The following is a 612-nucleotide window of genomic DNA, read 5'->3' as shown; positions in this document are numbered from 1 at the left end:
ATCACGTACTGAACGGTTGGAGTCACGTCAGGCACCACCTCCGAGCTGGATGTCGAAGAGCTGTCCGGCGACATACATCCCGCCGAACAGCAGCGCGATCGCGGCGGCAGCTTGGATCCGGGTCTGGACGCCGCTCTCTCCGCCGGTCGGCCACGCGAGATCGTCCGAACCGGGCCCTTCACCCGCGTCGTCCGGCGCCTCCTCGGGCGCGTCCCCGCTGTCGCCGTAGACGTCGACCGACTCCGACAGCCGGCTCGACTCCTCACCGGTCTCGGCCATCCGAACGAACGCGTCGTATCGGTGCGTGCCGTCTCTCTCGGGCGCTTCGAAGGTTACCTCGGACGTGGCCTCGTAGGAGGCGACGATGTCGTGCTGCTTCGCGCAGACGGTATCGCCGACGAACTCCTCACCGTCCGGGCCGACCAGCACGCCCTCGACGAGCAGCCCGTAGTTGTTGCCCTCGTTACAGCGGTTGGCGTTCCACGGGTTGATGAAGTTGCTCGTGTTCGTCATGTCGATCCGCGCCGTCGCGGAGTCACCCGGACCCAGCGAATCCGGCAGATCGACATCCTCGATCTGAACGCCCTGCGCTCCGGGCATCAGTCGCCCCCT

General features: G+C 66.7%; 1 protein-coding gene. It reads right to left on the bottom strand.

Features of this window, described 5'->3' with window-relative positions:
* Nucleotides 1-27 precede the first annotated feature (27 nt).
* Nucleotides 28-612 (bottom strand): hypothetical protein (locus EXE44_RS16940; protein ID WP_206750399.1); only part of this gene is annotated, 585 nt, incomplete at its 5' end.

The sequence above is a fragment of the Halorubrum sp. SS7 genome, from assembly GCF_005435055.1.
GTDB classification, from domain to species: Archaea; Halobacteriota; Halobacteria; order Halobacteriales; family Haloferacaceae; genus Halorubrum; species Halorubrum salinarum.
The sequence above is the reverse complement of the archived record's forward strand: the minus strand, read 5'-3'. Positions and strand labels throughout refer to the sequence as shown.